The organism is Coxiella-like endosymbiont of Rhipicephalus sanguineus (assembly GCF_018687865.1).
The window spans coordinates 15669-39484 of the sequence record NZ_NIQB01000019.1; the positions used below are offsets into that span (position 1 = coordinate 15669).

Sequence of the window (23816 nt, forward strand, 5' to 3'; positions counted from 1 at the left end):
CAGTCTTAATTTATCCTCTCAATACAAAGGCTGGTCAGTAAATATAAAAAGTCCTTTAATTCTGGGCGATCTTTCAATTTTCTCCAATGATCACGCATGGCAAGGATATTTTTTGCGATTTTATTTGCCCCAAAAAATGAAAGATAACCAAATGAAGTGGGATCCTAAAAGCTTACCGTCTATGGATTTAACTATTAATGATTTCCGTTATGGTAAAAATGTGTTAGGTAAATTAATAATGCAAACGTCGAAAATAAAAACCGGCTTGAACATCGATAATTTTACGGCAACAGGCCCCTTGTTTTATATTAAAGCTGCAGGAAAATGGCAGCACAAAAAAAACCAAACAGAAACGCAGTTAGCGGGACAGTTTGTGAGTTCCAATTTGGGAACCCTCCTTAAGAAATGGGGAATTACTAAAGCTCTGGAAGGAGGGAAAGGACGAGCTGATTTTTCGTTGCAATGGCCAGGATCACCTGATCAATTTGTGGCTGCCCCTTTAAACGGTGATATTAAAATTAATTTTTATCAGGGACGCGTGACAGAATTAATTGAGGGAGCTGAATCCGAATTAGGTTTTGGTCGCCTACTTAATTTATTTAGTTTACAGTCATTACCCAAATTACCCATTAATCTTGCTAATTTTTCTAAAAAAGGATTCGCATTTAATTTGTTTAAGGGAAATTTTTCTTTATCGAAAGGAGTTGCTAGAACCAAAGATGCCTCTTTAGTAGGGGATATTGCCTGGATTCAGATTAAAGGCTTATTGGTTTTCTAAATAAAAATTATGATTTTTATTTAGAAATTGTGCCAAATATAACTTCAACATTGCCGTTGCTCGTGGGTCTTGCCGGTGGGCCTTTAGCGGGAGTTATTACCTGGATTGCTAATCAAGTTTTGGCGCCGCATGTTGGCAAAGCAGCTGAGGTGAATTATCATATTGTGGGTTCTTGGAATAAGCCGGTAGTCACCTTACCTGCTCCTGCTAAAACTAATTTTCAAATGCACTGATAAACAAAGATGAGTGACTTAATTCAAATTGCTAACGATTTTCTTTTAAGACCTTTTAACCTTACTCCCAACAACTTAGAAAAAATCATGGGCCGGGCTATGGGCCCTTCTATTGATAATGCCGACATATTTTTACAAAGCATCCAGGAAGAAAGTTGGACATTAGAAGAAGGTATTGTGAAAGGAGGTGATTTTTCCCTTGATCAAGGATTCGGCTTACGAGTTATTAGTGGCGAAAAAATAGGCTTTGCTTATGCGGACGATATCAATGCGAAAGCTCTGTTACGAGCGGCACATTCTGCAAAGAATATTGCTTATTCCGGTGGCTCTACACTTATAGATGTCTTACATAAAGAATCAATTAAACCGCTTTATTCTCAACTCAATCCTATTGATTCAATGACTACGATAGAGAAGGTCGAATTACTACAGCGCATTGATCAATATACTCGAACTAAAGATCCCCGCGTGAAGCATGTGGTTATCAGCCTAACAGGACATCATGAGGTTGTGTTAGTCCTAAATAATGAAGGATCAATGGCAGCTGATTTGCGACCGTTAGTGAATTTACGAATTCGCGTAATCGTGGAACAAAATGGCCGCCGGGAACAGGGCTCCGGGGGTGGTGGTGCTCGCTGCGGTTATGAAATGTTTTTGTCAACGGCATATTCTTACGCGGATAAAGCCGTTCGTCAGGCGTGCCAAAATTTAGAGGCTGAGGATGCGCCGGCGGGTACTTTGCCGGTGGTACTCGGAGCTGGGTGGCCGGCAGTTCTTCTTCACGAAGCTATTGGGCATGGTTTAGAAGGTGATTTTAATCGCAAGGGAAATTCTGCTTTTAGTGGACGAATAGGGGAACGGGTTGCTTCTCCTTTATGCACAGTGGTAGATGATGGAACCGTTCCGGGCAAACGAGGCTCTTTGAGTGTAGACGACGAAGGGACAGTAACGCAGAAAACAATCTTGATTGGAAATGGCATTTTAAAGAATTATATGCAAGACCGTCATAATGCTCATTTGATGAAAATGGCGCCGACCGGTAACGGTCGTCGTGAATCCTATTCGCATTTACCTCTTCCTCGTATGACGAATACGTACCTATTGCCGGGTAAAAGCGATCCCCAAGAAATAATTGCTTCGGTGGAAAAGGGATTATATGCCGTGGATTTTTCTGGTGGCCAGGTTGATATTACTTCCGGAAAATTTGTTTTTTCTGCTAGTGAAGCCTATTTAATTGATAAAGGAAAAGTCACACGGCCTGTTAAAGGCGCCACTTTAACTGGTAACGGTCCTGATATCTTAACTAAAGTATCGATGGTGGGAAGTGATTTAGTACTTGATTCGGGGATTGGTATTTGTGGAAAAGCGGGGCAATCCGTTCCGGTCGGGGTGGGGCAACCTACCCTCAAAGTCGATGCATTGACGATAGGTGGAACTGAATAACTTTCCTGTCCCGACGCTCTTTAAAATCATTATAATCGAGGGGCGAAATGAAACTCGGAAATTTTAAACGCCGTGCCTTTCATTAGTCTTAGAATAAGAAATAGACCTTGGACGGAAAAATTACTAAGGCTCGGGTTTTGGGAGCGGGTTAAGTAGATGTCGCTAATTACGCTCCTTAAATCCAATTACGTCCCTAAAATAAGAAACAAAAGTTCTTGTGAAGCTTTTGCTTGCTTGACAGTCAGAGAAAGCAGTTGGTATAACCTGAACAATCGAGGAGAAGGGGCAAAAAAGCCCAACCATTAATCGATGGAACTACCGAGAGGAATTTATGAATAAAAATGATCTCATTGAAGTCATGGCAGAGTCGGCCGGTATTTCGAAAAATGCAGCGAATCGAGCTTTGGATGCATTTGTCGATTCTGTGACGGAATCGTTACAAAGCCATAAGGATGTGGTCTTAGTGGGCTTTGGTAGCTTTAAAGCAAGCCCACGCGCAGCCCGAACGGGACGCAACCCCCAAACAGGGGAACCTATACAAATTCCTGCCAGTGTAGTGGCGAGATTTTCAGCAGGTAAAAAGCTAAAAGAGGCTTTGAATAGAGGTAAAAAATAAAACCGAAGTGAAATTTAAATTTAAATTTAAATTTAAATAAAACAAGAATAAATTAGGCTTGATTAACCCAGACATATCCGCTATCTTCATTGTCCCAGAGCTTCAGTAATTCTGGGGCAATTTTTGGTGCATTCCCTGAATAGGTAGTGCGAACACTGAAGTTCAGGTGTTCATGGAAAATGATATGGGTGCTTAGCTCAGTTGGTAGAGCGTCGCCCTTACAAGGCGAATGTCGGGGGTTCGAATCCCTCAGCACCCATTTAGGATGACAGAGGATTAAGGACAGAAGACAGATTGCTGTTGTTTCGCGACAATTAGGTTATTATTACTTAGTGTAGGTACACCAACTGTGTCGTCAGCCTTCTGTACAGGAGTGGTAGTTCAGTTGGTTAGAATACCGGCTTGTCACGCCGGGGGTCGCGGGTTCGAGTCCCGTCCACTCCGCCATTTATAATGAGTTAACGGCATATGTTACAAAACCTTTTATGAACATATACAAGGTTGGATTGCTGGCATAATCTTTATCTGTTATTTTCCTTTCTTTTATTTTCTGGGGCATTCAATATTATTTACAATTTAACGCAGGTGAAGGTAAGAAACTTTCAAAAGTGAATGGTGAAAAAATTACTGAGAACGAGTTGAACCAAACATTTCAATGCCTACAGCGAGCTTATTCGCAAAAGATTAGACACTCTCTCACTGCAATTTAGGACGATGAACTTAAACATTATGCTTTACGAGGTTTTGATTTTAAATCATATTCAAGTGTATTCTGCAAAAAAATTGGGCTTTGATGTAAGTCCTGAACAAGTGGGATTAAGTAATCATGACCCTGCTGACTTTTCAAGAAAACGGACAATTTTCTTCTTTGCAGTTTCAACAATTTCTCTCTGAAAATTTTTTATTAATAGACAATTTATGACGCAAATGAAAAATGCGTTAATAGTGCGGCAAGTGCAAAGCGGAATAATGAATAGTGCTTTTATCTTACCGAATGAAGTGAAGAGCAATTACGAATTGATTAATCAAAGACGTGATTTTCGTTACTTTATTATCCTTAGTGCTCATTTTTATGGAAAGATTAAAGTTACGCCAAAAATGGTCGCAGATTATTATTACGGACACCGCCAAATTTTTGAAGCGTTGGAAAAGGTGAGTATTTCTTATCTCTTGCTTTCTCCTGAGATACTCTGTTATCAAGTAGTAGTAAGCGATGCTGAAATTAAAGAATTAATTAAAGAATTTTATGCAAGTAGCGGAGAAAAGAGTTCTTTGGAAAAGGTCAAAGAACAAATTAAACGGGCATTAATACATCAAAAAATAAATACCCTGTTAACTAAAAAGAGTGATCAATTATCGAATGTTACTTACATAAATTCGACAACTTGAATTTAAAAATTCAAACAACTCCTTTATTTACTCGCAATGGAACGAAAGAGGGAATTACTGGTAATCCCAATATTATGGCAGTGGCATTCAGTAACGATGTGTTGAAAGACGGCAATAATAGCGATGTAATTGAGCTAAAGAATGGAAGCCTAGTAATTCTAAGAATAAGAGTATGTAGTAGCCAGCTATATTATTCCTTTAAAAACCGCTTCTGCGCAGATCCAAACCTATGCTTGAAAAACCATTGGTAGAAACCCAAGCGTCTTTGTTGGCTGGAAAAATCCAAAAGCTTCTTCAAAAGGGAAAATCGCCAGCCGATATTACAAAAAAGTATGATTTGCCATAGCATTAAACTAATATCGCTCAAATGATAGCTCGATTCCAAAATCCGTTCTTGCAAGTGTGTTTGCTAGTAGTTTGAAGTCCCCAATAACCATAGCGTTCTTAGGAACTGGAGATACGGCTGTGTTTCAACTGACAGGAATTAAATTAGCTGATTTTAAGGGAACTACTGACAACGAGAATGAAATTTGCGAAAAAACTTTATCGAATTATTCGGGAAGTCTAGATTACCAATTTTATCTAAATAAAATCCACAAAATCAGTTAAGAATTAAGCTCTATTAAATCGAAAATTGATCAATTGTATTTTGATATTCTTGATATTCATATAGAAAATTTTTTTAAAAAAGCTATTTAACTACTTCCTTAAAAGCTATTTAACTACTTCCTTTCTCGAGAAGATATGATAATATTTTACGACATTCCTCATTCCTCTAAATTAATTCTCAAGACTGTTTAATGCTTGTAAGAAATCGCTTGAAAACTATGTGAGCAATTTCTAATTTTGTATGCGGAAATTTTATACTTCTGTATACCTCTTCAAACAACTTTTTTAACCGTTTAATTAAATTAAATTTTTATTTTTTCCTCTGGTATTTAGGCTTTCTTTTTGTAGAGTGCGTCTCGTTTCATCCTTTTTTAAGAAAACTAGGGTGATATATTGAAAGTCCCTTGATGGGAAACATAAGTTTTTGGGAAACCTAATAGATAAGGAAGTTTAGCGATAAGGAAGTTCAGCTGAAGCTCTCTCGGGGGGTTGATAGACAAAAAAGTCCTCGGTAAACTCTAAACATGATGAGGTAGGTTTAAGATCTGTGTGAGTCGCGGATGAATTTCTGCGCAAGGAAGCCTGCTCCAGATTCCCCAGATTGAAGGCTTAGAGGAACGCGGAAGCAGTCCTTTTTTTCTTTACAACCCATACTTCGACCCTTGCTGCAGAAGGTAGAATTTTAGTGAAGGAGGAGTTTTAAATAACTTCAGGTTTTTCATTCTTATTTCTAGGGCTTTGTATTATCTTATTGATTTCGATAGAATTGCACGGAGATTTGGCAAGAGGAGCAATCATATGGGCCGTCGTCCATTGGTGGCAGGGAATTGGAAAATGCATGGAACCCTTCAGACCATTGCTGGATTGTTAGAAGGGTTAAAACACGGGTGCGAACGAATAGAAACGGCGGAGTTAGTCGTTATCCCTCCTTATATTTTCATACCGCAATGTAAAGAAGCGTTGCTGCGAACTCAAATCTCCTGGGGAGCTCAAGACGTCTCCGAGTATGAGATCGGAGCTTACACGGGTGAAATATCAGCGACGATGTTACGTGATTTTTTGTGCCATTACGTTATCATCGGCCATTCCGAAAGGCGAAAGTTGCACGGTGAGACAAATGAATCCGTCGCGCGGAAAGTAAAGAGAGCTCTGGAAAATGGGATTCGCCCAATAATTTGTGTAGGGGAAACCAAAGCGCAACGCGAAGCGGGGAAAACCCTTGAAATTGTTCAAGAGCAGCTTGCAGTTGTATTGCGGATGCATGATAATCGGGCCTCATTAAGCGATATCGTAATTGCTTATGAACCTGTATGGGCTATCGGAACAGGTAAAAATGCCTCTCCCGTTCAATCAGAAGAAGTTCATGCTGCTATTCGGGAGCAATTGCGACACTATGACGCCACGATAGCGCAGAATACCCGGATTTTATATGGAGGCAGTGTAAAACCAGAGAACGCAAGGGCTTTATTTACAATGGCAAATATTGATGGTGCCTTAGTGGGAGGCGCTTCTTTGAAAGCTGAACATTTTTTGAAAATAGGGGAACAATGCAATCAATTATATTAATGATTCATGTACTGATTTCGGTCTGCTTGATTGGGTTAGTATTATTGCAACATGGTAAAGGGCTGATGCAGGGCCGGCTTTTGGTAGTGGTGCTTCTAATACGATGTTTGGAAGTACGGGCGCGACACCTTTTCTCATGAAAGTGACGATTATTTTGGCAGCTGGTTTTTTTGCTACAAGCATTGGGCTTGGTTATCTAGCCTAACGTAATCCAGGTGAGGGGATAAAAGTGCCACCCTTACAAGAAGACCCACAGCGCCGATTAAAAATTTTCAACCTGGGACAGGCACTCAAGCGCTTATTGATATGCCGAAGTGGTGGAACTGGTAGACACGCTGTCTTGAGGGGGCAGTGGGGAAACCCGTGTCGGTTCGAGTCCGGCCTTCGGCATCAATTGTTGTTTAAGAAAGCTTTGTTATATTCTGCATCAATGCAGTAAATCATGCCCCAGTGGGTAAAATTATACTCGACTTGTTATCTCTTCTGCGTAGAGATGACCTTAATTTTAAGGGCAATTGCAAGTGTTAGCACATTATTTTCCAATCTTGGTGTTTATTAGTATAGGTATCTTTATTGGGATGGTAGCATTGGCAATAGGTTGGTTTTTAGGACCTCGCCGACCTTATAAAGACAAATTATCTCCTTATGAATGTGGTTTTGAAACTTTTCAAGACGCCCGTTTGCCTTTTGATGTTCGTTTTTATCTAGTGGCTATTCTCTTTATTATTTTTGATTTAGAGACTGCCTTTTTATTTCCATGGGCTGTCGTTTTACGTCATATTGGTTGGTTAGGGTTTTGGGCAATGATTATTTTTCTGGCAATTTTGGTGGTTGGATTTATTTACGAATGGAAACGTGGTGCTTTGGAGTGGGAATAAATGAATCAATTATTAAGCAGAGAAGGTTTTCTCCTTACGTCGTTCGATGATTTAGTCCGATGGGCGCGGAGCGGCTCTTTATGGCCCATGACATTTGGGCTTGCGTGTTGTGCGATTGAGATGATGCAATGCGCTTCTTCTCGTTACGATTTGGATCGTTTCGGGGCAGGCTTATTTCGTCCGAGCCCCCGTCAAGCTGATGTGATGATCGTAGCCGGCACATTATGTAATAAGATGGCCCCCGCTTTACGCAAGGTTTATGATCAAATGACTGAGCCCCGTTGGGTGATATCTATGGGTTCTTGCGCAAACGGTGGAGGATATTACCATTATGCCTATTCGGTAGTACGAGGTTGTGATCGAATTGTGCCGGTCGATGTCTATGTGCCAGGCTGCCCGCCGACAGCGGAAGCTTTATTTTACGGGGTTATTCAGCTACGAAATAAAGTTAGGTATCGAAATATATTTGATCGAAAAGATTTAAGGGGACAGAATGTCTGATAAAAAAAATTTAACCGACGCCCTCAAAGATCGTTTTTCGACTCTCATAGAAAACCTAGATGATGAGCTCGATATAGTCACAATAGAATTACTTCCCACTTCTCTCTTAGAAGTTTGTACGGCTTTGCGAGATGAGGCTCCTTTTTATTTTGAATTGTTGTTAGATATTTGTGGTGTGGATTATTTAAAATACGGTACCAGTGAATGGCGTACCGAAGAAACAACAAACACAGGTTTTAGTCGCGGTTTTCGAAAAACATACAAGAACAAATGATTCCCTGGAATAAGCCGCGCTTTGCTGCTGTATATCATTTATTGTCATTACGTCATAACCAGCGTGTGCGGTTAAAAGTTTATGTGGATAATGATCCACCTATGGTGCCTTCCGTCATCAAATTATGGAATTCAGCAGATTGGTATGAACGAGAAGCTTTCGATCTATTTGGAATTGTTTTTGATGGTCATCCCGACTTGCGACGATTGTTAACGGATTATGGTTTTGTGGGTCATCCTTTTCGTAAAGATTTTCCCTTGATTGGGGAAATCGAGCTTCGTTATGATGCAGCGCAACAACGTTGTATTTACGAACCTGTGAGTATTCAACCTCGAGTGTTAGTACCAAAAGTAATTCGTTCCGATAACCGCTATAAAAAAGGCGAATAAATGGCTGAAGTTCGTAATTTCACTTTTAATTTTGGACCGCAACATCCTGCGGCTCATGGTGTATTACGACTTATTATTGAAGTGGATGGTGAAGTAATTCAACGAGTGGATCCTCACATTGGTTTATTGCATCGTGCTACAGAAAAATTAGCGGAAAGCAAACCCTATAATCAAACGATTGGTTATATGGATCGTTTGGATTATGTGTCGATGATGGCTAATGAGCACGGTTATGTGTTAGCGATCGAAAAATTATTAGGAATCGAGCCCCCCATTCGTGCAAAATATATCCGTACCCTATTTGATGAGATCACACGCATATTAAATCATTTATTATGGTTAGGCGCTCATGCATTGGATGTTGGAGCAATGACTGTTTTTCTTTATTGTTTTCGTGAACGAGAAGATTTAATGGATTGCTACGAGGCTGTGTCCGGAGCGCGAATGCATGCCACTTATTATCGCCCTGGAGGTGTTTACCGTGATTTACCTGATAGTATGCCAAAATATAAGGCTTCACGTTGGCATAGTGAAAAAGAAGTTAAGAAATTAAATAAAGCCCGAGAAGGGTCCTTGTTAGATTTTATCTGGGATTTTACCGAGCGATTTCCCAAATTAGTGGATGAGTATGAAGTGCTATTAACAGATAATCGGATTTGGAAACAGCGAACAGTAGGTATTGGAGTTGTTTCGCCGGAAAGAGCTTTACAATTAGGTTTTACCGGGCCAATGTTACGTGCATCGGGGGTCGAATGGGACCTCCGAAAAAAACAACCTTATGCGGCTTATGATCAAGTGGATTTTGATATTCCTATCGGCAGTGAAGGCGATTGTTACGACCGTTATTTGGTTCGCATTGAAGAAATGCGGGAGTCGAATCGAATTATTCGTCAATGTGTAGAATGGCTGCAAAAAAATCCCGGACCGGTGATGATCGATGACCATAAAATCGTTCCGCCGAAACGTGAAGTTATGAAAAGGGATATGGAAGCACTCATTCATCATTTTAAATTGTTCACTGAAGGTTATATTGTTCCTGAGGGTGAGGCTTACGCAGCTGTAGAACAACCTAAAGGTGAATTTGGAGTTTATATCGTTTCTGATGGAGCGAATAAACCCTATCGTGTTAAAGTACGAGCGGCAAGCTATCCTCATTTGGCTGCAATAAATGAAATGTGTCGTGGGCATATGATTGCTGATTTAGTCACTATTATTTCTAGTATTGATATTGTATTCGGCGAGATAGATCGTTAATGAAGAAAGAAATTAACTCCTCCATTGTTATTAGTGACGAAGTGGCAAAAGAAATTGATCGTTGGTTAGTGAAATATCCGAGCGATCAAAAGCGATCGGCCATAATACCTGCACTATTATTTGTGCAGAAACAAAATGGCGGATGGTTGAGCGAAGCAGCAATAAATGCTGTGGCGGATTATTTAGAATTATCGCGCGTATGGGCCTATGAAGTAGCCACCTTCTATGACATGTATAACTTGAAACCGATTGGTAAGCATAAAATTGGAATTTGTCAGAACGTATCGTGTTTTTTATGTGGAAGTGATGAAATCGTTGCGGGTGTTAAAAAAACGCCTGGGGATCGATTTTAATGAAACCACGCCTGATGGCTTATTTACGCTAAAAAGCGTGGAATGCATGGCAGCTTGTGGGGGAGCTCCTATGTGTCAAATCGATGATCATAAATCTTACGAAAATTTAACGCCAGAAAAAATGTTAGCCATAATTGATAAATTAGAGCAGGAGTCGAAAACGAATGCTTCGTAATGCGGTTTGTTATCGGACTCTGCATTTAGATCAGCCTTGGACACTAAAATCGTATGAAAGTGTCGGAGGCTACAAAGTATTACGAAAAATACTTAAAGAAAAAACACCACCCGAAAAAATTATTAATGAAATTAAAGAATCTTCCTTGCGGGGTCGAGGAGGAGCTGGTTTTCCCACGGGATTGAAATGGAATTTTGTTCCGCGTGATAAGCAAGGACAAAAATACGTTATTTGTAATTCTGACGAAAGCGAGCCTGGCACGTTTAAAGATCGCGATATTTTGCGATTTAATCCTCATCAAGTATTGGAAGGAATTGCGATTGCCTGCTATACGCTCAGGGCGACGGTTGGTTATAATTTCTTGCGTGGCGAATTTTGGGAGCCTTTCAATCGATGCGAACAAGCATTAGTAGAAGCACGAGAAGCAGGATTAATTGGGAAGAATATTTTAAATTCAGACATTGATATTGAAATTTATAATCATTTCAGCGCTGCTGCCTATATTTGCGGGGAAGAAACGGCGCTCATGAATTCTTTAGAGGGAAAACGAGGATGGCCTCGTTTCAAACCGCCTTTCCCAGCTAATTTTGGCTTATATGGCCGTCCCAGCGTTATTAACAACACAGAAACTTTTGCTTCCGTGCCGGTGATTTTAGAAAAAGGGGGGAAATGGTTTGCGGATTTAGGATCTTCAAAAAACGGTGGGACTAAAATTTTTTCCGTAAGCGGTCATGTCGCTAAACCCGGAAATTATGAAGTTCCTTTAGGAATTCCCTTTGCCGATTTATTGGAATTAGCAGGGGGGATGCGTGAGGGTAGCGAATTAAAAGCAGTTATTCCTGGTGGTAGTTCAATGCCTGTATTGCCTGCCCACATTATAATGAAAGCCACTATGAGTTTTGATGGAATAATGGAGGCAGGGTCTATGTTGGGCTCGGGCGGCGTTATGGTGATAGATAAATCCACCTGTATGGTGAAAGTATTAGAACGGATTTCTAAATTTTATATGCATGAATCCTGCGGCCAATGCACGCCCTGTCGAGAAGGAACCGGGTGGATTTATCGGTTAGTTCATCAAATTGAGAACGGCGAAGGAACGAAACGAGATTTAGAGCAGCTTAGTCGCGTGGCTAAAGGCATCGAAGGCCGTACTATTTGCGGCTTTGGAGAGGCCGCCGCATGGCCTGTTAGTGGGATGTTGAAGCATTTCTATGATGAGTTTGTCTACCATTTGGAACATGGGAAGTGTATGGTGGAATAAGGAATGACAAAACGGTAAAGAATATGGTTGAGCTCGAAATAGACGGTAAAAAAACTATGGTGGAAGAAGGCGCTTCTATTATCGAAGCTGCGGATGAAATGGGTATTTATATTCCGCGTTTCTGTTACCACAAAAAATTATCTATCGCAGCCAATTGTCGAATGTGTTTGGTCGAAGTTGAAAAATCAGGAAAAACGCTTCCTGCCTGTGCGACGCCGGTGACTCCCGGAATGAAAGTGTTCACCAAATCTAAAAAAACCATCGAAGCTCAACGCTATGTAATGGAGTTTTTGTTGATAAATCATCCGTTGGATTGCCCTATCTGTGACCAAGGGGGTGAATGTGAATTACAAGACTTAGTAATGGGTTTTGGTCGGTCTCACTCTGATTACGAAGAAACAAAACGGGCTGTGTTTAGCGAAAATATTGGTCCTTTAATTGAAACTGAAATGACTCGTTGTATTCAATGCACTCGCTGTGTGCGATTTGGAGAAGAAATTGCTGGCTTTCCTGAACTTGGAGTAATTAATCGTGGCGAGAAAGAGGCGATATCGACTTACGTTAAGCATTTTATGCAATCAGAATTGTCGGGGAATATTATTGATATTTGTCCTGTAGGTGCGTTGACGGATAAACCCGCACGGTATCGGGAGCGAGGTTGGGAACTTCGCGAGGTTCCTGCTATAGCACCGCACGATTGTGTAGGAGGAAATATTTTCTTGCATAGTCGATGGCAAGAGTTTGCCCCTCAACGTAAAATTATGCGCGCTGTTCCCCGTGAAAATGAAGTGGTAAATGAAACCTGGATGAGTGATCGTGATCGTTTCGGTCATTTTGGGCTCTATCATCATCCCGCATTTATCAGCCCAGAATAAAAAAAGAGGGGGGATGGGTAGAGGTTGCCTGGGAAGAAGCTTTTGAAATTATTAAGAATCGTACCCAAGCCCTCATTAAAAAATATAGTGTGAATCAATTAGGCGCACTAGTATCACCGAATGCTTCGCTGGAAGAAGTTTATTTATTCCAAAAATGGTTCCGAGGATTGGGTGGTTCCAATATCGATCACCGAATCCGTTGGCAAGATTTTCGCGATCAACACAAATTTGCGTCGTTCCCTAATTTGGGGCTGCCTATTGCTGATATCGAAAAATTGAATGCCATTTTGTTAATTGGATCGAATATTCGTTTTGAACAACCTCTGATTAGTCATCGAATTAATAAAGCCCGCTTCGAAGAGGCCAAGATATTAGCTATTAATCCCATGGACTTTCCTTTTGTTTTTAACCTTGAGGAAAGACTAATTGTTTCGCCTCAAGAATTACCAAACGCCTTAGCTCAGGTCGCCAAAATATTAGCGAGTGATGACGTCCCTGAAATTTTGGCAGAGGTTCATTGTGAAGAAAAAGCGAAAACGATTGCGGAGGTTTTAAGAACTGCTGAAAAAGCCGCTATTTTCTTAGGAGAACATGCCTTACACCACGAAAATTCTGCTACTATTCGAGCTCTTGCGCAATTTATTGGGCAACAAAGTGGGGCAAGTGTGGGAATCTTACAGAAGGGTCAAACAGCGCGGGGGCTTGGCTGGCCGGTGTGATCCCTCATCGAGGGCCTGCAGGCAAACAATTAAACGAAGTAGGATTTGATGCAAAAACGATGCTCACAAGGCATCCCTTGAAAGCTTATTTTATATTAAATTTGGAGCCTGAATTGGATTGTGCTTACCCTGCAAAAGCCATTAGTGCTCTAAGGAAGGGTAAATTTGTTGTTTGTTTAACAACATTTACCAATTCCCAAATGGAAACTTATGCGGATGTTATGCTGCCTATAGCACCTTTTTCCGAATCTGGTGGAACATTTGTCAATGTTGAAGGGCGCTCTCAATCATTTTTAGCCGCGAGTGCACCAGAAAAAAACTCACAAGCTGGTTGGAAGGTATTGAGAGTACTTGGCAATTATTTTAAGTTACCGGGATTTGATTATAAAAGGATTCAAGATGTTCGCCATGAAGTTTATCGAGCCATTCCGGAACTTGAGTGGGACATAGAGCAGAAAATCCACGCAGAAAGGAGACGTTCGTCTTTTTCATTAGATTCTGAATTTACACTCGAATTTCCAGGTGGGAATTCGAAATTAGCACGCCTGGCGCCTTGGCCAATGGTGCGAGTAGATAATTTAGTTCGTCGCTCCAAACCGTTACAAGAAACTTTGAGCGATCAAATAAATGCAATAGGGCTTAACCGTAAAACAGCCTCTCAATTGGGACTTAAAGCAGGAGAGCGGATTACAGCAATTCAGGGTGAAAGCCGAATTATTTTACCGTTAATGATAGAAGATCGATTAGCGAATAATACGGTATTTTTGGCATCAGGATTAGCGGAAACAGCTGGTTTTGGTCAAGCAGAAACAGCAATTACATTGGAAAGAGGCGAATAGTGGTGGACCAATTGATTACGTTGGTTTTAATTATTATTAAAATTGTCATTATTTTAATTCCATTAATGCTTGTGGTTGCTTTTTTGACGTTCGCTGAACGAAAAGTTATTGGTTATATTCAATCACGGGTGGGGCCAAATCGCGTAGGGTTTCGAGGATTTGCTCAGCCTATTGCGGACGCACTTAAATTGCTCTTCAAAGAAATTATTATTCCAACGGCTTCGGACCGATACCTTTATATTATTGCGCCTGTGTTGTCGTTAATGCCTGCCTTGGTTGCTTGGGCCGTGATTCCTTTTGCTAAAGGATGGATGTTAGCCAATATAAATGCAGGACTATTATTTCTATTTGCTATGACCTCTTTAGGAATTTATGGAATTTTAGTTGCTGGTTGGGCATCAAATTCTAAATATGCTTTTTTTGGAGCACTTCGTTCAGCGGCCCAAGTAGTTTCTTACGAAATTCCCATGGGTTTTACTCTCGTCGGTGTTCTTATTGCAGCGGGAACCATGAATTTGCAAGGAATTATTCTTCGTCAAGCCGGAGGAATATGGCATTGGTTTTGGCTTCCGTTACTGCCGTTATTTTTAGTCTATTGGATAACAGCGGTAGCGGAAACGAATCGTGCTCCCTTTGATGTGGCGGAAGGCGAATCGGAAATTGTTGCAGGATTTCATGTTGAATATTCCGGAATCATGTTTGCGCTTTTCTTTTTGGCGGAATACGCAATATGCTTTTAGTAGCGGGGATTGCAACAGTTATTTTTTTAGGTGGATGGCTATCACCTTTTCAAAGAATACCCTTTTTAGGCGCACTTTTTGCCTGGGTGCCTGGGGTAATTTGGTTTGTACTTAAATTGTCACTTTTTGTTTTTACTTATTTTTGGATGCGGGCAACGTTTCCTAGGTATCGTTACGATCAAATTATGCGTTTATGTTGGAAAATTTTAATACCGGTAACCCTAGTATGGATAGTTGTATTAGGTTTGGCAGTAGAATTTCATTTGGCACCATGGTTTTAATTAATGAAACGTTTAAAACAAATTATTAAAAGCTTCACCTTGTGGGAGCTCCTGAAGGGGCTCTCCTTAACTTTACGTTATTTTATAAAAAGAAGATTACAATTCATTATCCTGATGAAGAGGTTCCTAGATCATTTCGTTTTCGAGGTATGCTCGCTTTGCGACGTTATCCTAATGGAGAGGAACGCTGTATTGCTTGTAAATTATGTGAAGCTGTTTGTCCTTCTTTGGCCATTACCATCGAGGCAGCCCCACGTGCGCAAGATGGCTCGCGTCGTACGACGGTTTATGATATCGATGCATTTAAATGTATTAATTGCGGCTTTTGTGAAGAGGCATGTCCTGTGGATGCCATCGTATTGACTCCTGAAATGCATTACAGCATTAAAAATCGCGGTGAAAATATTCTGACAAAGGAAAAATTATTGATGATTGGGGATATGTACGGGGAGCAAATTGCAAAGGATAGGGCGAAGGATAAAAAATATAGATAAAAATATAGATAAAAATATAGATAAAAAATATTAAGCCAAATAAATGTTTCCAATATACGAGGTCATATTTTTTATTTTTGCAGCTCTTTTAATTGCAGCTGCGGTGATGGTAATTGTATCGCGCAACCCGGTACATGCTGTCGTTTTCCTCGTGCTCGCATTTTTTGCCAGCGCTATTTTGTGGATGATGATGCAAGCCGAGTTTTTAGCTTTGGTGTTAATCTTCGTCTACGTTGGTGCGGTCATGACTTTATTTTTATTTATCGTAATGATGCTGAATATTAATCTTTCTAAAATACAAGAAAAATTTATAAGATTTTTGCCTTTTGGTTTAATTGCAATGTTTTTATTAATAGCCACGATGATTGTAGTAGTAAGTCCCCGTCACTTTGGAATTACTACTGTTTCATTCCCTCGCGTGTCTAGCAATTTTAGTAACGTTAAGGCCATGGGAAGTCTTCTTTACATTGATTATCTCTATCCTTTACAAATTGCAGCTGTCATCTTGCTTGTCGCTATTATTGCAGCAATTACATTAGCGTTTCATGGCCGCAAACCCAATACCAAGACGCAACGAATTCCTGAGCAATTGGAGGTTAAAAAATCAGATCGCTTGCGATTAGTGAAGATGGAGATAGAGAAAACATGATCCCTCTAGGTTATTTTTTAATAATCGGCGCTATTTTATTCGGCTTGGGTTTTGCCGGAATTATTATCAACCGAAAAAATTTAATCATATTGTTAATGTGTATTGAACTTATGCTGTTAGCAGTTAATACCAATTTTATTGCCTTTGCTCAATATTTAGGAGTCAGGTCAGGGGAGTTGTTTGTATTTTTTATTTTAACTGTAGCAGCGGCCGAGTCAGCTATTGGCTTAGCAATTTTGGTTTTATTTTATCGCGGTCGTGGCAGTATTAATGTCGATGATATGAATATTTTAAAGGGTTAAGCAAAGCATGATTAAGATTCTAACCTTAGTTATTGTTTTAGCGCCTTTATTAGGGTGTTTGATCGCGGGATTGGGTGGAAAACCAATTGGGCGACGAGGAGCACAATGGGTCACCATTAGTTTAATGACTATTTCCTTTCTAAGCGCCTTTTGGGTTTTTATGTTAGTGGTTGTAGATGGTGGTCATTATTATGGAACGATCTACACTTGGGGGATCAGCGGTGAATTTCATTTTACTGTAGGTTTTATGGTGGACTCTTTAACCGCTGTTATGATGTTGATTGTTACCTTTATTTCCTTGGTAGTTCATATATACAGTATTGGTTATATGGCTGGGGATCTGGGTTGTCAGCGATTTTTTTCTTACATGTCCATGTTTACTTTTGCCATGTTGATCTTGGTGATCGCCAATAATTTCTTTCAATTATTTTTTGGTTGGGAAGGAGTGGGGTTAGTTTCTTATTTATTGATTGGCTTCTGGTTTGAAAAAGAATCGGCGGCGGCGGGTAGTTTAAAAGCTTTTTTAGTTAATCGAGTAGGAGATTTTGGATTTATTCTCGGAATCGCCGCTATTTTAGATTATTTTGGAAGTCTCGATTACCATACAGTATTTTCTGCAGCTTCGGGAATTTCACAAACGACAATCAGTATTTTTCCGGGCCTCCATTGGTCTATTCTTACGGTAATTTGCATTTTATTTTTTATTGGCGCCATGGCGAAATCCGCTCAAATGCCTTTACATGTGTGGTTACCGGAATCGATGGAAGGCCCAACACCTATCTCAGCATTAATTCATGCAGCAACAATGGTAACAGCTGGGGTATTTTTAGTGGCCCGGATGTCGCCTCTTTTTGAATTGTCTCAAGTAGCTTTGAGTATGGTTTTAGTTATTGGCGCCACAACCGCGCTTTTGACAGGTTTATTGGCTTTCGTTGAATTTGACATTAAACGGGTTATTGCGTTCTCCACGATGTCTCAATTGGGTTATATGATAGCGGCTAATGGGGCTTCTGCCTATTCAGCAGGAATATTTCATTTATTAACGCATGCTTGTTTTAAAGCTTTATTATTTCTGTCGACTGGATCGGTCATTATTGCGCTACATCATGAGCAAGATATGCGTAAAATGGGTAATTTGCGCAAATATTTACCTGTAACCTATATATTTTTTCTAATTGGAGCCTTATCTTTAGCAGCCATTCCTCCGTTTGCAGGCTTTTATTCTAAGGACGCTATTATTGAAGCGATTTTCCATTCGACTATTCCCGGAGCTCAGTATGCTTATATTTGTTTACTTTTAGGAGCTTTCGTCACGGGCTATTATATTTTTCGCGCATTTTTTTTAACCTTCCATACTTCAGAACGAATGGCAACCGAATTAAAACCTATCAAAGAAACGCCTTGGAACATGAGAGGCCCTCAATGGATTTTAAGCATACCTTCAGTAATATTAGGAGCAATTCTTATTTACTGGATGCTCTATCGTGAGCCTAATTTATTAGGTTCTAGTATTAGAGTTTTGCCTCGTTACGATATTTTACAAGCGATGCGAGCAGAATTTCACAATGTTTTTTATATGGCTTATCATTCTGTTGTTACATCGCAATTTTGGACTTCCGCTTTGGGTATTTTTTCTGCTTGGGTGACGACGATTGCTCGACCACATATTCCTAGGTTGCTCGAGCAACGATTCCCTTGGGTACATCGAATTTTAGTAGCTAAATATGGTTTTGATACATTTAATTGGTTTGTCTTTGTCCGAGGTGGACGAGTGTTAGCTAATTTCTTTTTTCGAGTGGGTGATCTGAAAATATTAGATCATTTTATTGTAGATGGTTTAGGACGAAACGCGATACGGGTGGCGCAATTAATGCGTCGATTGCAATCGGGTTATATTTATCATTACGTTTTTGTAATGATTTTAGGTTTATTGGCTTTTCTAATTTGGTTGGTATTGGCTTAAATCAATGATGTTTGAACATATACCTTTATTGAGTACACTTATTTGGTTACCCATTTTGGGGGCTATTTCTGTTGCGATGCTCAATAATCCTGAGCGAGCAACTCAAGCGCGTGTATTGGCGCTGATTATTGCTTTAATTTCTGTGACGCTTTGTATCCCACTTTATTTTAGTTTTGATACCACTGCTGTGGTAATGCAATTTACTGAGCATTTAAGGTGGATTCCAGCGTTTAAAATAAATTACGACCTTGGCGTGGATGGAATTTCAATGCCGCTAGTGGTGCTCACCTGTTTTACTACTTTATTGGTTGTATTGGCTTCTTGGACGATGGTTAAGAAAAAAATAGGCCAATATTTAGCTGCTTTTTTAATAATGCAAGGTGCTGTGGTGGGGTTCTTTCTTCGCTGGATGCGATGCTTTTTTATTTCTTTTGGGAAGCTATGTTGATTCCTATGTACCTCAGCATAGGTATTTGGGGAATGGAAAAACGTTCCTATGCCGCTATTAAATTTTTCTTATATACCTTTTTAGGATCCGCTTTATTATTAGTGACCTTGTTATATTTGCGTACGCATTCGGGCAGTTTTTACATTCTCGATTATTATCGACTGCATATGGGAATGACCATTCAAATTTTAGTTTTCTTAGGCTTTTTCGTTGCTTTTGCTATTAAAGTGCCGATGTGGCCTCTTCATACGTGGTTACCTGATGCGCATACCGAGGCTCCGGTGGGGGGGTCGGTAGTCCTAGCTGCATTGATGTTGAAATTAGGAGGTTATGGATTTTTGCGATTTAGTTTGCCCATTGTCCCCGATGCCAGCCGTCATTTAGATTGGTTGATGATCGGACTTTCTTTAATGGCCATTGTGTATATTGGTTTTATTGCCATTGCCCAAACAGATATGAAGAAATTAATAGCCTACTCCTCTATCGCTCATATGGGATTCGTTACTCTAGGCGCATTTATGTTATTTATGATCGTGGCGCATACCGGTAATCGTCAAGACGCCTATTTAAGTCTGGAAGGAGCAATGGTCCAGATGATTTCTCATGCTTTTGGTGCCGGAGCGATGTTTTTAGCGTTTGGGATGCTCTATGAGCAACTTCATTCCCGATATATTCGCGATTTCGGGGGTATTGCTAAAACTATGCCTTATTTTGCTGCCTTTTTTATGGTTTTCTCAATGTCAAATGTGGGTTTGCCAGGGACTTCAGGCTTTGTAGGTGAGTTTATGATTTTACTCAGTACATTTAAGACCAGCTTTGGAGTAACCTTTTTGGCTGCTTCTACATTAGTTATTGGGGCAGTATATACTTTATGGATGTATAAGCGCGTATTTTATGGCTCAATCACTAACGCTTCAGTTGCTGGGTTAACTGATATTGGCTTAATTGACAAAATTATTTTTATATTAATAACAGTAGCCGTTGTTTGTATTGGCGTTTATCCCAATTCTTTATTAAATGTATTTCACACATCCATTGGCCAATTATTGCAAGAAGCCTTGCAATCAAAATTGTAGAAGGTTAACGATATGTCATCCACGTTACCAAACTTAATTCCTGCCTTACCGGAAATATTTGTATTATTTATGGCATTGGTAATTTTGATGGTGGGTATTTTTTTTGTTAGATATTCACAGATTCTTTATTATCTCGCCCAAATTACTTTAGTAGTAGTTTTTTTGTTAACATGGCGTGTTTTTTCAGTAAGCGAATTTTCAGCAGGATCTTTACATTTCATTGCCTATTTGTTTTGGATTATTTGTCGGTTTATCTCAAACTCTTCATTTATTTGGCGGTTTTTTTCACTTTTCTCTATGCACGGGAATATAATCAAGAACGTAAAATTCCCGTTACGGAATTTTGTGTTAGGTCTTTTGTCCTTGTTAGGATGATGGTTTTGGTTTCTTCGCATAATTTCATTATGGTTTTCTTGGGCCTCGAATTATTTTCTCTTCCTACTTACGCTATGGTTGCTATGCAACGTCGAAAAACTCATTGTGTTGAAGCTGGAATGAAGTATTTTGTTATTGGTGCTATCGCCTCAGGAATGTTGATTTATGGTATGTCCATGGTTTTCGGCGCTACTCGTAGTTTAGATTTGACCGAAATTGCCGCAGCAGTAAGTCAAACTCCTGTCCATCAAAATTTGATTTTAGTCTTTGGCTTAGTATTTATGATGGCGGGTATTGCTTTTAAAGTAGGAGCAGCGCCTTTTCATATATGGATTCCTGATGTTTATGAGGGAGCGCCAAGTTCGGTAACTTTATTTATTTCCACGGCACCAAAAATAGCGGCCTTTGCTATGGTTATTCGTTTATTGGTAAATGCCATGCCGGCTTTGCAGGGGCAGTGGCATCAAGTGCTCGTAGTAATTGCAATTTTATCTATGGGTATTGGAAATTTCGCGGCTATTGCACAATCAAATATTAAACGAATGTTGGCTTATTCGTCGATCGCTCATATGGGTTATATGTTACTTGGCGTTTTATGTGGGACGAAAGAAGGTTATGTAGCAGCTATGTTTTATATTATTACCTATAGTTTTATGACCTTAGGTAGTTTTGGGATCGTCATTTTAATGAGCCGAGGTGGCTTTGAAGCTAAAAATATTAAAGATTTTGCTGGATTAAACGATCGCAATCCGTGGTTAGCTTTCATGATGATATTGACTTTATTTTCTTTGGCAGGCCTCCCACCATTGGTGGGTTCATCGCAAGGTGGCGTTCTTGATGCTTTAATAAAAGTGCATTTGGTATGGCTTGCGGTTCTTGCCGTTTTATTTGCCATTGTGGGCACCTATTATTACATTCGAGTGGTGAAGGTAATGTATTTTGAAGACTCTGCTTTTCCTCTTAAACCTATTCAATATTCGCTTGAAATGAAAATCGCTATTTCCATTAATGGTCTAGCCGTGCTCTTTATAGGCATTTTCCCGAATTGGTTATATGCTCTTTCACATCTGGCTTTTTGATTTTTTGGACCTACAATCATTTAGGTGATGATTTTCGAAGCAACTACCGCAAGTATCAAGTCATTGGTGGGCCAGTGATAGTCAGAAGACTATGTCAGCATTTATTGCTTATGGGAGCATTATTAAAAAAGGTAGTATCCTTTTGGCTTGATGCTAAAACGCCATGGAGCCGCTATTATCATGGGGTAACCTGCTTATTCTAGTGCAGATGTATCACAGAATGATGACAAAATATTTCTACATTCGTTTGTCTTAGTGATAGGAATGGTTACAGAGTGCGTAACTTATTGGAAAACAAAAAAGCATGTAAATCCCCACTACAAACTCCTCCAGTTGCTGGAAAAAAACCATGATTGCAGCTCCATTTATCACTATGATCAACTAGCATTTTTATTGCCTGAAATTAATTTATGGCAATACCTTCTGTTGGGATTCGGTCCTTCATATTTAGTGCCGCTAATATCTGTACCGCTTACCTTCTTTTACGAAGAAGGAAAGGAATTTAAATACAGCTTTTACTAGAATCTGGAAGTGATTCCACAGTCACGAGCGCTCATCATCCTGGTCAATACGGTAGTAATGATCGCTCATCCCAAGAGGGTACAAGAACAGGCAAAACCCAGGATGGGGGATGTCGAACTTGCAACTCAAAGGCTTACCCCTAATTTTATTCGAATTGTTATAAAATTCACGAAGCTTGTCATTTGATTGATTTATCTATAATATAATCCCTATAGTATTAATGCGACGTCGATGCGGGGTGGAGCAGTTTGGCAGCTCGTCGGGCTCATAACCCGAAGGTCGTAGGTTCAAATCCTACCCCCGCTACCAGAAGATTTAGAGATAAGTAAAATCCCGTCAAGGGTATGTTTTTAGATGAGGGGGGGGCTGTATGCCCTTTTTTATTTTTGAGGGAAGGGGATGAATCGAGCACGAACACTACAGCGCATAATCGCACCCACGGTAGAAACGCTCGAATTTGAGTTAGTGGGAGTTGTGAGCTTTTCTGACAAGGAGGGCAAAATGTGTTGCGAGTGACCGTAGATAGTCCTGCAGGCATAAGTCTCGACGATTGCGCCAAAATCAGTCGTCAAGTGAGCCCCATCCTGGATGTCGAGAATCCCATAAGTGGCTGTTATAATTTGGAAATCTCCTCACCGGGTTTGGGACGGCCTTTAAATACGATTGATAATTACCCGTCGATTTATGGGACGTAAAGTGAAAATACGTTTGTATAAGCCACGAGAAAGGCAACGCCAGATTTGCGCCATTATTTTAAGATGGTGGATGACGAAGCAGGGGTAACTCTAGAAACCGACGATATGATAGTAACAATAGGCTGGGATGAAATAGAAAGAGCAAATTTGATGGCGGATTTTGAGGGCTGAAAAATGAATAAAGATATTCTATTAATAGTTGACTCAATGTCTAACGAACGTGGAGTCCCGAAAGAGGTCATCTTCGAAGCTATCGAAGCGGCCTTAGCTACTGTAACGGCAAAACGTTACGATGAGGATGATGTTAAAATTTGTATATCTATTGATCAAAAAAGCGGGCATTATGAAACTTTTCGCTGTTGGACAGTAGTGGAAGATGAGGAATCCTTAGAGTCGCCTGGTCAACAAATTCCCTTAAGCCGAGCGCGGGAGATTGATTCTGATTTGGAAGTGGGCGATGTCGTTGAAGAGTCTGTTGAGTCGGTAAAATTCGGTCGTATTGCGGCCCAACAAGCTAAACAAGTTATTGTTCAAAAAGTCCGCGAAGCTGAACGAGCAAAAATTATTCAACACTATGGAAAACGGGTGGGAGAACTCGTTATTGGAGTAGCTAAGCGAGTTACTCGTGATAGTATCATCTTGGATATGGGCGAGAATGCGGAAGCATTGTTACCTCGAGAAGAGATGATTCCGCGTGAGGCTTTCCGGGTTAATGATCGTTTACGTGTTTATTTGTCCGCTGTTCGGCAGGATAAACGAGGACCTCAATTATTAGTAAGCCGTACGCGACCTGAATTTTTAATTGAATTGTTCAAAATTGAAGTACCAGAAATTGGTGAAGAAGTAATTGAGATTAAAGGTGCTGCACGAGATCCTGGTTCGCGGGCGAAAATTGCTGTTAAAACGAATGATGGTCGAATTGATCCCATCGGTGCTTGTGTGGGAATGCGGGGATCGCGTGTTCAAGCGGTTTCCAATGAATTGGGAGGAGAGCGCATCGATATTATTTTATGGGATGATAATCCCGCACAATTAGTGAT

General features: G+C 40.1%; 15 protein-coding genes, 4 tRNA genes and 9 pseudogenes. All 28 read left to right on the forward strand.

Annotated features, from left to right (window positions below; translation table 11 throughout):
• Positions 1 to 43 precede the first annotated feature (43 nt).
• A pseudogene (locus B1F79_RS01765) lies at positions 44 to 1011 on the forward strand (YhdP family protein).
• 9 nt (positions 1012 to 1020) lie between these two features.
• Positions 1021 to 2454, forward strand: a complete 1434-nt coding sequence (gene tldD / locus B1F79_RS01775; protein WP_251365751.1) for a metalloprotease TldD — start codon at positions 1021 to 1023, stop codon at positions 2452 to 2454.
• A 331-nt stretch (positions 2455 to 2785) separates the two neighbouring features.
• Positions 2786 to 3070: an HU family DNA-binding protein gene (locus B1F79_RS01780; protein ID WP_251365752.1), complete on the forward strand. Its 285-nt coding sequence runs from the start codon at positions 2786 to 2788 to the stop codon at positions 3068 to 3070.
• 186 nt (positions 3071 to 3256) lie between these two features.
• A tRNA-Val gene (locus B1F79_RS01785) sits at positions 3257 to 3329 on the forward strand.
• Between the two features lie 111 nt (positions 3330 to 3440).
• Positions 3441 to 3517: transfer RNA gene (locus tag B1F79_RS01790), tRNA-Asp, on the forward strand.
• A 110-nt stretch (positions 3518 to 3627) separates the two neighbouring features.
• A complete protein-coding gene (locus B1F79_RS01795) occupies positions 3628 to 3780 on the forward strand; it encodes a SurA N-terminal domain-containing protein (RefSeq protein ID WP_251365768.1) in 153 nt (50 codons plus the stop codon).
• Positions 3781 to 3997: 217 nt separating this feature from the next.
• Positions 3998 to 4459 carry a hypothetical protein gene (locus B1F79_RS01800; RefSeq protein ID WP_251365753.1) on the forward strand — a complete coding sequence of 154 codons (462 nt, stop codon included), beginning with the start codon at positions 3998 to 4000 and terminating at the stop codon, positions 4457 to 4459.
• A 1407-nt stretch (positions 4460 to 5866) separates the two neighbouring features.
• Positions 5867 to 6634: a triose-phosphate isomerase gene (gene tpiA, locus B1F79_RS01805; protein ID WP_251365754.1), complete on the forward strand. Its 768-nt coding sequence runs from the start codon at positions 5867 to 5869 to the stop codon at positions 6632 to 6634.
• Positions 6616 to 6836 (forward strand): annotated as a pseudogene (gene secG, locus B1F79_RS01810) (preprotein translocase subunit SecG); the annotation flags it as partial. The gene tpiA and the pseudogene secG, both read left to right, overlap by 19 nt.
• Positions 6837 to 6942: 106 nt before the next feature.
• Positions 6943 to 7024, forward strand: a tRNA-Leu gene (locus B1F79_RS01815).
• A 125-nt stretch (positions 7025 to 7149) separates the two neighbouring features.
• On the forward strand, positions 7150 to 7512 hold the full coding sequence (locus B1F79_RS01820; protein WP_251365755.1) for an NADH-quinone oxidoreductase subunit A: 363 nt from the start codon (positions 7150 to 7152) through the stop codon (positions 7510 to 7512).
• Entirely contained in the window at positions 7513 to 8013 is a 501-nt protein-coding gene (locus B1F79_RS01825) for a NuoB/complex I 20 kDa subunit family protein (protein ID WP_251365756.1), read from the forward strand.
• Positions 8006 to 8676 (forward strand): annotated as a pseudogene (locus B1F79_RS01830) (NADH-quinone oxidoreductase subunit C). Before B1F79_RS01825 ends, B1F79_RS01830 begins: the two are co-directional and overlap by 8 nt.
• Positions 8677 to 9930, forward strand: a complete 1254-nt coding sequence (locus B1F79_RS01835; protein WP_251365757.1) for an NADH-quinone oxidoreductase subunit D — start codon at positions 8677 to 8679, stop codon at positions 9928 to 9930. It abuts the pseudogene before it with no gap.
• A pseudogene (gene nuoE / locus B1F79_RS01840) lies at positions 9930 to 10458 on the forward strand (NADH-quinone oxidoreductase subunit NuoE). Before B1F79_RS01835 ends, nuoE begins: the two are co-directional and overlap by 1 nt.
• Positions 10448 to 11719, forward strand: a complete 1272-nt coding sequence (nuoF, locus tag B1F79_RS01845) for an NADH-quinone oxidoreductase subunit NuoF (protein WP_251365758.1) — start codon at positions 10448 to 10450, stop codon at positions 11717 to 11719. Before nuoE ends, nuoF begins: the two are co-directional and overlap by 11 nt.
• A 23-nt stretch (positions 11720 to 11742) precedes the next feature.
• Positions 11743 to 13709 (forward strand): annotated as a pseudogene (nuoG, locus tag B1F79_RS06785) (NADH-quinone oxidoreductase subunit NuoG); the annotation flags it as partial.
• Between the two features lie 508 nt (positions 13710 to 14217).
• Positions 14218 to 15173 (forward strand): annotated as a pseudogene (gene nuoH / locus B1F79_RS01865) (NADH-quinone oxidoreductase subunit NuoH).
• Between the two features lie 3 nt (positions 15174 to 15176).
• Positions 15177 to 15667: pseudogene (gene nuoI / locus B1F79_RS01870) on the forward strand (NADH-quinone oxidoreductase subunit NuoI).
• A gap of 43 nt (positions 15668 to 15710) precedes the next feature.
• The gene (locus B1F79_RS01875; protein ID WP_251365761.1) at positions 15711 to 16316 is read left to right on the forward strand and encodes an NADH-quinone oxidoreductase subunit J; all 606 of its coding nucleotides are present in this window, start codon (positions 15711 to 15713) and stop codon (positions 16314 to 16316) included.
• The gene (gene nuoK / locus B1F79_RS01880) at positions 16313 to 16618 is read left to right on the forward strand and encodes an NADH-quinone oxidoreductase subunit NuoK (protein WP_251365762.1); all 306 of its coding nucleotides are present in this window, start codon (positions 16313 to 16315) and stop codon (positions 16616 to 16618) included. The genes B1F79_RS01875 and nuoK overlap by 4 nt, the downstream gene beginning before the upstream one ends.
• Before the next feature lie 7 nt (positions 16619 to 16625).
• Positions 16626 to 18581, forward strand: coding sequence for an NADH-quinone oxidoreductase subunit L (gene nuoL / locus B1F79_RS01885; RefSeq protein ID WP_251365763.1), 1956 nt, complete (start codon positions 16626 to 16628; stop codon positions 18579 to 18581).
• Between the two features lie 4 nt (positions 18582 to 18585).
• Positions 18586 to 20105, forward strand: a pseudogene (locus tag B1F79_RS01890) (complex I subunit 4 family protein).
• 170 nt (positions 20106 to 20275) lie between these two features.
• Positions 20276 to 21559 carry an NADH-quinone oxidoreductase subunit NuoN gene (nuoN, locus tag B1F79_RS01895; protein WP_372443102.1) on the forward strand — a complete coding sequence of 428 codons (1284 nt, stop codon included), beginning with the start codon at positions 20276 to 20278 and terminating at the stop codon, positions 21557 to 21559.
• 531 nt (positions 21560 to 22090) lie between these two features.
• On the forward strand, positions 22091 to 22267 hold the full coding sequence (locus B1F79_RS01900; protein WP_251365764.1) for a hypothetical protein: 177 nt from the start codon (positions 22091 to 22093) through the stop codon (positions 22265 to 22267).
• A 46-nt stretch (positions 22268 to 22313) separates the two neighbouring features.
• A tRNA-Met gene (locus B1F79_RS01905) sits at positions 22314 to 22390 on the forward strand.
• A gap of 90 nt (positions 22391 to 22480) precedes the next feature.
• Positions 22481 to 22947: pseudogene (rimP, locus tag B1F79_RS06560) on the forward strand (ribosome maturation factor RimP).
• 3 nt (positions 22948 to 22950) lie between these two features.
• Positions 22951 to 23816: transcription termination factor NusA (nusA, locus tag B1F79_RS01915; protein ID WP_251365766.1), on the forward strand; the 866-nt coding region annotated here is incomplete at its 3' end.

What these genes read in the sequence shown, in the direction of transcription:
- tldD (WP_251365751.1), top strand. Translation starts at nt 1,021, where the DNA reads ATGAGTGACTTAATTCAAATTGCTAACGATTTTCTTTTAAGACCTTTT.
- B1F79_RS01780 (WP_251365752.1), top strand. Translation starts at nt 2,786, where the DNA reads ATGAATAAAAATGATCTCATTGAAGTCATGGCAGAGTCGGCCGGTATT.
- B1F79_RS01800 (WP_251365753.1), top strand. Translation starts at nt 3,998, where the DNA reads ATGAAAAATGCGTTAATAGTGCGGCAAGTGCAAAGCGGAATAATGAAT.
- tpiA (WP_251365754.1), top strand. Translation starts at nt 5,867, where the DNA reads ATGGGCCGTCGTCCATTGGTGGCAGGGAATTGGAAAATGCATGGAACC.
- B1F79_RS01825 (WP_251365756.1), top strand. Translation starts at nt 7,513, where the DNA reads ATGAATCAATTATTAAGCAGAGAAGGTTTTCTCCTTACGTCGTTCGAT.
- B1F79_RS01835 (WP_251365757.1), top strand. Translation starts at nt 8,677, where the DNA reads ATGGCTGAAGTTCGTAATTTCACTTTTAATTTTGGACCGCAACATCCT.
- nuoF (WP_251365758.1), top strand. Translation starts at nt 10,448, where the DNA reads ATGCTTCGTAATGCGGTTTGTTATCGGACTCTGCATTTAGATCAGCCT.
- B1F79_RS01875 (WP_251365761.1), top strand. Translation starts at nt 15,711, where the DNA reads ATGTTTCCAATATACGAGGTCATATTTTTTATTTTTGCAGCTCTTTTA.
- nuoK (WP_251365762.1), top strand. Translation starts at nt 16,313, where the DNA reads ATGATCCCTCTAGGTTATTTTTTAATAATCGGCGCTATTTTATTCGGC.
- nuoL (WP_251365763.1), top strand. Translation starts at nt 16,626, where the DNA reads ATGATTAAGATTCTAACCTTAGTTATTGTTTTAGCGCCTTTATTAGGG.
- nuoN (WP_372443102.1), top strand. Translation starts at nt 20,276, where the DNA reads ATGGCGTGTTTTTTCAGTAAGCGAATTTTCAGCAGGATCTTTACATTT.